Raw genomic sequence first — 7,270 nt, 5'->3', positions numbered from 1 at the left:
TTCGGCACCGTGGTGAATGACCTCGCGGTTGATGTGTAACACCAGGTCGGCCATCGAACGGTCGGCGTAGGGACCCTCGGCCGGGCCACACGGGCGGCGCAGATCGTAGTCGGTCAGCGACTGCACCCCGGTGCTCCAGCGGTGGTACTCCTCGTCGAGTTGGGTTAGCGCGGTGTCGGCGTCGGTGGCGTAGCTCCAACTCTGATAGTCCGCGGGTGGGCCGCCGAAGTGGGAGTGGCTGCGCATCGCGAACACGCCGACGATGACGTGGGCCAGCCGCCAGGCGATGGTGGTGAACCGCTCCGGTTGCGGCGGTGGATACGCGAAATCGACGGTGGCCCTCGGGGCCCGCCCGCCGGCGGTGGCTATCCCCGGGTCGCTTCGCTCCTGCCCGCCGGGGTGCACGGTCCAGCAGCCGGCCACCGGCTCCCAGAAGTATTCGGCGTCGGTCAGGCCGTCCAGCCGCGGGCGCAGCTGGTGCTGCCAGTGCCAGTCGAGTTGGTCGGCGAGGTCGCGGGTCCCTGTCATGGGTCAAGACTGTCAGGCATAGCGGACAGCTTCTGTCCTCAAAGTGAGCGAGACTGGTCCTATGTCCCAGACCACGAGCCGGGTGCTGCAACTGCTGGGGTTGCTGCAGTCCAGACGGGTGTGGTCCGGTCCCGAGCTGGCCGACCGCCTCGGCGTAACCACGCGCAGCGTGCGCCGCGACGTCGATCGGCTGCGTGAGCTGGGCTATCCCGTGCACGCCAGCACCGGCCACGGTGGCGGCTACCAGCTGGGGGCCGGCGCCTCGCTACCGCCACTGCTGATCGACTCCGACGAGGCGGTCGCCATGGCCGTCTGCCTGCGCCTGGCGGCAGGCGGCAGCGTCGCCGGCATGGGAGAAGCGGCGCTGCGCGCGCTGAGCAAGCTCGACCAGGTGATGCCGGCCAAGCTGCGTTCGCAGGTCGCGGCCATCCACGATTCGACCGTCACGCTCACCCCCAACTCAGAGACACCGATCGACCCGGAGGTGTTGATGACGCTGGCGCGGGCCTGCCGCGACCACGAGCACGTCGACAGTTCTTACGTCGACCGGGCAGGGATGTCCAGTAGCCGCCGGCTCGAGCCGTATCAGCTCGTGACCACGGGGCGGCGGTGGTACCTGCAGGCCTACGACCGCGACCGCCACGACTGGCGAAGCCTGCGCCTGGACCGGATGGCCGAGGTGCGGGCGCGGGGGACGACTTTCACCGCGCGCGACGCTCCCGACGCCGCAGACTACGTCGGCCGCGCGATCAGCGCCTCGCCCTACCGGTACGTCGCCCGCGTCCGCTACCAGGCTCCGCAAGAGATTCTGGCCCAACACTTTTCGCCGTCATCGGTGACATTCGAGGACGCTCGGCCCGGCACCTGCATCGTGGTCACCGGTGCCGACGATGCCCGGCGACTGGCGCTGTACCTCGCGATGCCAGGCATCGCATTCGAGGTCCTCGAACCCGCGGAGGTGGCCGAGGGGGCATCGGCGATGGCCCGGCTACTGGCCGAAGCGGTCAGCTGATCATCGACGTGTTGCCCCGGCGACGGGGGGATCGGCCGTAGATTGGCCGCGTGCGTGTGACCTCCGCGGAATCAACGGAGCTGTTCGTCGGGCCTCCTGACGTGCCGCTGCAACTGGTACGAATCGGCTACGCCGGCGCCTCGGGCGATGAATCGGTACGCATCGATGGCGACGGCCTCCGCGGTGAGGCGCCGGTAGCGGGCGGTGACGGCACGCTCGAGGTTCCGGTGCTCGTCGAGCGGGGGGTGCCGGGGGAGCGGCGCAAAGCGCAGGCGTCCTGGGGCAGCGGCGAGCTGTCCTTCGAATTCGTCGTCGCCGAGCCGGGCTGGACGATGTACATGATCAGCCACTTCCACTACGACCCGGTGTGGTGGAACACCCAGGCCGCCTACACCAGCGTGTGGCACGAGGAACCGCCCGGCCGCGCCAAGCAGAACAACGGCTTCGCCCTGGTCGCCGCGCACCTGGAGATGGCGCGCCGCGACCCGGTCTACAAGTTCGTGCTCGCCGAGGTCGACTACCTCAAGCCGTACTTCGACACCCACCCCGAAGACCGCGCCGATCTACTCCGGTTCGTCGGCGAAGGTCGCGTCGAGGTGATGGGCGGAACCTACAACGAACCGAACACCAACCTCACCGGCGCCGAGACATCGATCCGGAACTTTGTGCACGGCATCGGTTTTCAGCGCGACATCCTCGGCGCACACCCCTCGACGGCGTGGCAGCTCGACGTGTTCGGCCACGACCCACAGTTCCCCGGGATGGCCGCCGAGGCCGGTCTGACGTCAAGTTCGTGGGCCCGCGGGCCGCACCACCAGTGGGGGCCGATGGCCGGTGACGGCGACCCGCGGCGCATGCAGTTCAGCAGCGAGTTCGAGTGGATCGCCCCGTCGGGGCTGGGGTTGCTGACGCACTACATGCCTGCGCACTACTCGGCGGGCTGGTGGATGGACTCGTCGGCCTCGCTTCAGGAGGCCGAGGCGGCCACCTACGAGTTGTTCGCCGGGCTCAAATCGGTGGCACTGACCCGCAACGTGCTGCTCCCGGTGGGCACCGACTACACCCCGCCCAACGCCTGGGTCACCGAGATCCACCGTGACTGGAACGCCCGATACACCTGGCCCAAATTCATCTGCGCGCTGCCCAGCGAGTTCTTCACCGCCGTGCGCGCCGAGGCTGCGGCGCGCGGGGTGGCGCCCTCGCCGCAGACCCGCGACATGAATCCGATCTACACCGGTAAGGACGTCTCCTATATCGACACCAAGCAGGCCAACCGCGCCGCCGAGGACGCCGTGCTGGGCGCCGAGCGGTTCGCGGTGTTCACGGCCCTGCTGACCGGGGCCCGCTACCCCGAGGCGGCGCTGGCCAAGGCCTGGGTCCAGCTGGCCTACGGCGCCCACCACGATGCGATCACCGGGTCGGAGTCCGACCAGGTTTACTTGGACCTGTTGACGGGATGGCGTGATGCGTGGGAGATCGGACGCGTCACCCGAGCCGGTGCGCTGGCTTTGCTCTCCCGTGCTGTAGCGCCGTCGCCAGGCGCACTGGTGGTCTGGAATCCGTTGGCGCACAAGCGGACCGATATCGCCACGGTTCGGCTCGACGAGCCGGTGCGCGGCGGCGCCACGGTGACCGATGCCGACGGGGCTGAGTTGCAGACGGTGGTCTCGCACGACGGATACGAGGTGAGCTGGCGCGCCGCCGACGTCGCATCGGTGGGCTGGCGCACCTATCAACTGCATGATTCCGGGGCTCAGTCTTCATGGGAACCGTTGGCGGGCAACGAAATCACCAACGAGCACTACCGGCTGCGCCTCGACCCCGCCCGCGGCGGCGGTGTGGAGTCACTCGTCGAGCTGGATTCGGGTGTCGACCTCATCGCACCCGGCCGGGTCGGCAACGAACTCGCCGTCTACGACGAGTACCCGGCTCACCCGCAGGCCGGCGAAGGCCCGTGGCATCTGCTGCCCAAGGGTGCAGTCATATGCTCCTCGGCGTTCAGCGCCGACACGGTGCAGGCCTACCGAAGCCCGCTCGGTGAGCGAATCGTGGTGCACGGAAACATCGGAGACATCCTGCGCTACCGTCAGGAACTGACCCTCTGGCACGGTATCGACCGGCTCGACTGCCGCACCACCATCGAGGAGTTCACCGGCGAAGATAAGCTCGTGCGGCTGCGGTGGCCGTGCCCGGTGCCCGGAGCTCTGCCGGTCAGTGAAGTCGGCGACGCTGTCGTCGGCCGTGGGTTCGGGCTGATGCACGACCACGCCTCCGGTGCGGACCGCGCCGTCGACTCCGCCCTGCATCCCTGGACGCTGGACAATCCGGCGCACGGCTGGTTCGGGCTGTCCTCTGCGGTACGGGTTCGGGTCGGCACCTGTACGCGCGCGGTGTCGGTTGCCGAAGTGGTGGCGCCGACTGAGGACACCGCGGCCGCGGTCGCCCGCGACCTGATGGTCGCACTGGTTCGCGCCGGCGTAACCGCCACCTGTAGCAGCGCCTCACGGCCCCGCTACGGGCACCTCGATGTCGACTCCAACCTCCCCGATGCCCGCATCGCACTCGGCGGCCCCGACGAGAATTCGTTCACCGCAGACGTTCTCGCTGCCGCCGGCCACGCGTACACCGCCGAACTACATCGCCAACTCGCTGCCGGCGGCCAGGCCAGAGTGTGGGTGCCGGCGTCGGCGCCGCTGGATCGGGTGTGGCAGCCCGACGCCGACCTGCGCGCGGTGCTGGCACTGCCCGTGCTGATCGTCGCCGGACACTGGGCCGACGGCCTCAGCGAGGCCATCGCCGCCCTGGTCGACGACCTCGACGACGCGGAAATCGTCGTCGCCCAGGACGCCCCGGCCGAGTTGGGCGACTTCGCCGCACGGACCGTCGCGCTGATCAACCGCGGTGTACCCGGCTTCGCGATCGAATCCGATCACACCTTGCACAGCTCCCTGATGCGGTCATGTACCGGGTGGCCGTCCGGGGTGTGGATCGACCCGCCGCAACGAAAGACCCCCGACGGGTCCAACTTCCAACTGCAACACTGGACCCACAGCTTCGACTTCGCCTTGGTATCCGGTGCCGGGGACTGGCGCGAGAGTGAAACATCGCTCCGCAGCGCGGAATTCAACCATCCGCTCGTTGTCGTGGCCGCGGGTGAGCCTGCCGGCGTGCTGCCTCCCGACGGCTCACTGCTGAGCGTCGAACCCTCGGGCACGGTACAACTCGGTGCGCTCAAAGCCGCTGGAAACCCGACAGCCGTGGGCAGCGTGGCCGCCGTCGACCCCGCCGACGTCACCCTGCGCCTGGTCGAAACACGCGGCGAGACAGCTGACATCACGCTGGCATCCGGGGTGGGCGCGGTATCCGACGTGCTCGCGGCCGACCTGCTCGAGAAGCCGCGCGGCGCGGCGGAGTCGAGCCTGCACGGCTACCAGATCGCCACCCTGCAGGCGCGGCTGACGGTCGCCCCCGTTCTCGACGGTTCCGGTGCAGCACTCGGGCCCGACGCCGAAGACGCCCAACCCCTGTACGCCCGCTACTGGCTGCACAACCGCGGCCCGGCACCCTTGGGCGGCCTACCCGCTGTCGCGCACCTGCACCCCGAGGCCCTCACCACCGATCCGGGCAGCCAGGTCGCGGTGCGCCTCACCATGGCCAGTAACTGCACCGATAGCACACTGAAAGGTGCTGTACGCCTGCGTCTTCCGCGAGGATGGGCGGTGGACCGCGAAGAGGTGCGGTTCGCGCTGCCCGCCCGCGGATACGACACGGCCGACATCGTGCTGACCGTGCCGAAGGATGCCGAACCCGGCCAGTACCCGGTGCGCGCACAGCTCACGCTCAGCGGGAACGTGCCCCCGGCCTGGCGGCAAACCGTCGAAGATGTCTGCGTGGTGTCCGTGGGGCCCGAACCCGGCGGGGATCTCGTGCGGCTGGCCACCGAACCCGACGAGGTTGCCGTCGCACCAGGACAGACTGCCCGGCTCGCCGCCACGGTGGCCTCCGATGCGCGCGCCGACCTGGCCCTGGAAGCCCACGTGATCAGCCCGTGGGGCACCTGGGAGTGGATCGGACCGGCCGTGCACGGGGCGGTGCTGCGCGCCGGCTCCACCGCCGAGGTGGCATTCGACGTCACGCCGCCGCCGTGGCAGACCCCCGGCCGGTGGTGGGCGCTGATCCGGGTCGGCTGTGCGGGCCGACTGCTCTACACACCCGCTGTGGCGGTGACGGTCCGATGAGCGTCGCGGCCATCGTCGCCGGCAACCCGATTGCGGTGAGCGAGATCGACGCCCGAGAGGTGACGCTGCGCAACGCACCGCAGGCGGCCGCCCTGCCCCGGCCAGGTACCAGTGAGGGCCGGCAGCTGCGGCGCTGGCTCACCCAGCTGCTGGTGACCGAACAGGTCGTGGCATCCGAAGCCCGCACGCTGGGCGTGGCTGTCACCGCTGACACCCCGACCGAGGATGACGTCCTGCCCGATCTGACCGCACGGCTGGAAATCGGCAGCATCGCCGCCGCGGTGCTCGCCGAACCGCTGGCGCGCGCGGTGTTCGCCCACGTCACCGGCGAGGTGGATGTTTCCGACGCCGCGGTCGCCGACTACGAACACCGCAATCCCGGCCGGTTCACCGCGCGCGACGACCTCGCCACCCACCTGCGCGGCGCGCAGCGGCGGCGGGCCTTCCGGCGATGGCTGGTGTCGCGCAGCGCCGCGCTGGTGTGGCTTGCACCCGGCTACGAGCATCCCGGCGATCCTCGTCAACCCGACAACACCCACAGGCACTGATGACAGCCACCCTGGTTCTCGACATCGGCGGCACCAAGATCGCGGCCGGACTCGTCGCCCCAGACGGCGACCTGTTGTTCCAGACGCGCCAACCCACCCCGGGCTCGGCCGACCCGGACGTCGTGTGGGCGGCGGCAGCGCGCACCGTCACCGAGGCGCTGGCCGCGGCAGAGGGCCCGATCGACGGCGTCGGCATCTCCTCGGCCGGACCGATCCATCTGCCCGACGGCACCATCAGCCCGGTCAACATCCCGGTTTGGCGGGGTTTCCCGATTCGGCGAAAGGTCGCCGAGGCGGTGCCCGGGGTGCCCGTGCGGCTGGGCGGCGACGGACTGTGCATGGCGCTCGGTGAGCATTGGCGCGGCGCCGGGCAGGGCGCCCAGTTCATGCTCGGCATGGTCGTGTCGACGGGTATCGGCGGCGGTCTCATCCTCGACGGGGTGCCCTACGCCGGCCGAACGGGCAACGCCGGACACGTCGGGCACGTCGTCGTCGATACCGACGGGCCGGCCTGCAGCTGCGGCGCCCGCGGCTGCGTCGAAGCGATCGCCAGCGGACCGCACCTGGCGGCATGGGCGCGAGAGCAGGGCTGGACGGGCGCGGACGCCAAGGAACTCGCCGACGCGGCCGCGGCCGGGAACGACATCGCGCTGCGAGCGTTCCGGCGGGGCGCGACGGCCGTCGCGGCGATGATCGCCTCGGTGGGCGCCACGTGCGACCTCGATCTTGTGGTCATCGGCGGGGGAGTGGCCAAGGCGGGACCGGTGCTGTTCGACCCGCTGACCGCGGCACTGCGCAGCTATGCCCGGCTGGACTTCATCGCCGGCCTGCGGGTGATACCCGCGGCGCTCGGCGGCGAGGCTGGACTGGTGGGAGCGGCCGCACTACTGCGCGCACCTGCCCGCGAGTAGGCGCAAAATCGCACTGTTTCAGCCTCATTCGTG

Annotated in this window: 5 protein-coding genes; 4 read left to right on the top strand and 1 reads right to left on the bottom strand. The window is 70.2% G+C overall.

From position 1 onward, the window contains the following. Positions 1–528: DinB family protein (locus HBE64_RS20045; RefSeq protein ID WP_167106151.1), on the bottom strand; the 528-nt coding region annotated here is incomplete at its 3' end. A gap of 61 nt (positions 529–589) precedes the next feature. Between HBE64_RS20045 and HBE64_RS20040 the strand changes: the two genes are divergently transcribed. Genes HBE64_RS20040 through HBE64_RS20025 form a run of 4 tightly spaced genes read left to right on the top strand, consistent with a single transcriptional unit; the run spans position 590 to position 7,237 of the window. Continuing rightward, on the top strand, positions 590–1,540 hold the full coding sequence (locus HBE64_RS20040) for a YafY family protein (RefSeq protein WP_167106148.1): 951 nt from the start codon (positions 590–592) through the stop codon (positions 1,538–1,540). Between the two features lie 50 nt (positions 1,541–1,590). Continuing rightward, on the top strand, positions 1,591–5,778 hold the full coding sequence (locus HBE64_RS20035; RefSeq protein WP_167106145.1) for an NEW3 domain-containing protein: 4,188 nt from the start codon (positions 1,591–1,593) through the stop codon (positions 5,776–5,778). Then, a complete protein-coding gene (locus tag HBE64_RS20030) occupies positions 5,775–6,326 on the top strand; it encodes a malonyl CoA-ACP transacylase (RefSeq protein ID WP_167106142.1) in 552 nt (183 codons plus the stop codon). The genes HBE64_RS20035 and HBE64_RS20030 overlap by 4 nt, the downstream gene beginning before the upstream one ends. Beyond that, complete coding sequence (locus HBE64_RS20025) at positions 6,326–7,237, top strand: ROK family protein (RefSeq protein ID WP_167106139.1); 912 nt, start codon at positions 6,326–6,328, stop codon at positions 7,235–7,237. The genes HBE64_RS20030 and HBE64_RS20025 overlap by 1 nt, the downstream gene beginning before the upstream one ends. Positions 7,238–7,270 lie beyond the last annotated feature (33 nt).

Source organism: Mycobacterium sp. DL592 (assembly GCF_011694515.1).
GTDB lineage: Bacteria > Actinomycetota > Actinomycetes > Mycobacteriales > Mycobacteriaceae > Mycobacterium.
The sequence above is the reverse complement of the archived record's forward strand: the minus strand, read 5'-3'. Positions and strand labels throughout refer to the sequence as shown.